Origin of the sequence: Micromonospora sp. NPDC050397 (genome assembly GCF_044901685.1) — a bacterium.
In the GTDB taxonomy this organism is placed as follows: Bacteria; Actinomycetota; Actinomycetes; order Mycobacteriales; family Micromonosporaceae; genus Micromonospora_G.
On sequence record NZ_JBJDPS010000009.1, the window covers coordinates 43,644 to 46,261 of the forward strand.

Annotated in this window: 1 protein-coding gene; it reads right to left on the bottom strand. The window is 72.2% G+C overall.

Features of this window, described 5'->3' with window-relative positions:
* Nucleotides 1-47: 47 nt before the first annotated feature.
* On the bottom strand, nt 48-2,573 hold the full coding sequence (locus tag ACI2K4_RS25695) for an SDR family NAD(P)-dependent oxidoreductase (protein WP_404515028.1): 2,526 nt from the start codon (nt 2,571-2,573) through the stop codon (nt 48-50).
* Between the last annotated feature and the right edge of the window lie 45 nt (nt 2,574-2,618).

Here is a 2,618-nt window from a genome sequence, read left to right on the forward strand (position 1 = left end):
TGACCTGGCTCGCTCATTGTGCTATCGCCTCTCTGCGCCTCGGCGGATCAGGAAATGCCGAATTCCTTGCCGAGCAGGTCGAACATCTCGTCGTCGGTGGCGGTTTCCAGCTCGTCGGCCAGGGCGACGCCGACCGTCGGTGCCGCACCCGTTCCGTGCCACGCGGCGAGCAGCCCGGTGAGCCGGGCGGTGACCCGGGACCGTTCCTCGTCGTCCGCCGTCGTCGTGCGCAGCCCCTGTTCGAGCTGGTCGAGTTCGGCCAGCAGCGCCACGACCGGGGAGACCACCACGGGCCGGAGCCGCTCGGCGAGGTGTTCGGCGAGCGCGGCGGCGTTCGGGTAGTCGAAGACCAGCGTCGAGGGCAGCCGCAGCCCGGTCACCGCCATCAACCGGTTGCGCAGGTCGACCGCGGTCAGCGAGTCGAAGCCCAACTCGCTGAACGCCCGCCCGGCCGGGACGGCGGCGCCGGAGTCGTGCCCCAGCACGGCCGCTACCTGTGTCTGGACGGCGTCCAGCACGAGCCGGTCCTGGTCGGCGGCGGAAAGTCCGTCCAGGCGCTGCCCCAGCGTCGGCCCGGTCGGGGTGGCCCGCCGGCCGCGCGGCGCGCGGACCAGCCCGGCGAGCAGTGGTGGCAGCAGGCCGGCTTCGGCGGCCTGCCCGAGCGCGGCCGGGTCGAGGGCGAGCGGCGCGACGAGTGCGGTTCCGGTGCCGAGCGCGGCGTCGAAGGCGGCCAGCCCCTGCTCCGGCGTCAACGGCAGCACACCACCCCGCCGCATCCGCTCCCGCTCCACGTCCGAAAGCGAACCGCCCATGCCCGCGTCCCACAAACCCCACGCCAACGACGTCGCCGGGACCCCCTCGGCACGAAGCCGCACCGCGTACGCGTCCAGGAACGCGTTCGCCGCCGCATAGTTACCCTGACCCGCGTTACCGAACAGACCCGCCGCCGACGAGAACAACACCAGCGCCCGCAGCGACTTGTCCGCCGTCGCCGCCACCAGGTTACGAGCCGCGTCGACCTTCGCCCGGAACACCCTCTCCAGACGCTCCGGAGTCAGGTCAGCCAACAGGGCATCGTCGAGCACACCAGCCGCGTGAACAACGGCGGTCACCGGCTCGTCACGCAACACGGCCGCGACCGCAGCCCCGTCGGCCAGGTCACACGCGACCGAACGGACCTCCGCCCCGTCGACCTCGACCTCACGACCCGAACGGGACAACAGCAACAACCGCCGAACGCCGTGGACCCCCACCAGATGACGGGCGATCAGACCACCGAGCGTCCCCGTCGCACCGGTAACCACCACCACGCCGTCGTCGAACTCCACCGGATCCGAGACCGGGACCCGGACCAGACGCGGCACCCGCACCACACCGTCGCGTACCACCACCTGCGGCACCGGATAAAACACATCTTCGGCAGCGTCGAGCAAATGAACACGACCCGGGTGCTCCGACTGCGCCGACCGGACCAACCCCCACAGCGCGGCACCCTCCGGGTCCGAAACCACCTGACCCACCGCACCGAACGTCCGCACCACCAACCTGGATTCGACCCACGCCGGATCAACCAACCACGACTGCAACAACCCCAACAAGGCAGCCGCACGATCACCAGCCGCACCCGAAGCCGTCGCATCCACCAGCAGCACAGGGGCCGGATCCGGCAACCCATCACCGAGCGCGATCACCACCGGTGCCTCGGCAGCCGGGGCGACCTCCTGCACCGACCAGTCCAGGCCGAACAGGAAGCGGTCCGCGATTCCGCCGAACTGGGCGGGCGCGACCGGCCGTAGGGCAAGGCTCTCCACCGCCAGCACCGGATTGCCCGCCGGGTCGGCGAGCGTGAGCCGGACCGTGTCGGTGCCGGACGCGGGCGCGATCTCGACGCGCAGGCCGGTCCCGGCCGAGCCCGCGACCCGTACTCCGGTGAAGCTGAACGGTAGCCGTACGCCGCCGTCGGACGGCAGCGCACCGCCCGCGCCGATGGCGTGCAGAGCGGCGTCGAACAGGGCCGGATGCACCGCGTACGCGGTTGACGGGTCCTCGGTCTCGATCTCGGCGTACACCGTCTCGCCGCGCCGCCAGACCCGCCGCAGGCCCTGGAACGCCGGCCCGTACTCCAGTCCACCGGCGGCTGCGGTCGGGTAGAAACCGTCGATGTCGATCTCGTCGGCGTCGGCCGGCGGCCAGACCGTCAGCGTGGCGCTGACCGGGAACGGCTCGGCGTCGGTGGTCAGCAGACCGGTGGCGTTGAGCACCCACGGGTCGTCCTCGTCGGGCCGGGAGTGGATCGTCACGGCACCGCGCCCGGCGTCGGGCTCGGCCACGGTGACCCGAACCTGGACCCCACCCTGGTCGCCGAGGGTCAGCGGGGCCTCGATCAGCAGCTCGTCCAGAACCGGCAGGCCGACCTGGTCGGCGGCGGCGAGCACCATCTCGACCAACGCGGTGCCGGGCACCACCAGCCGACCCGCGACCGCGTGGTCACGCAGCCACGGGTGGGTACGGACGGAGAGCTTGCCGGTGAAGACGCAGTCGCCGGACGGTAGCGCGATCGCCGCCCCGACCAACGGGTGCCCGGTGCCGGCCAGGCCCAGGCCGGCCGCGTCACCGGA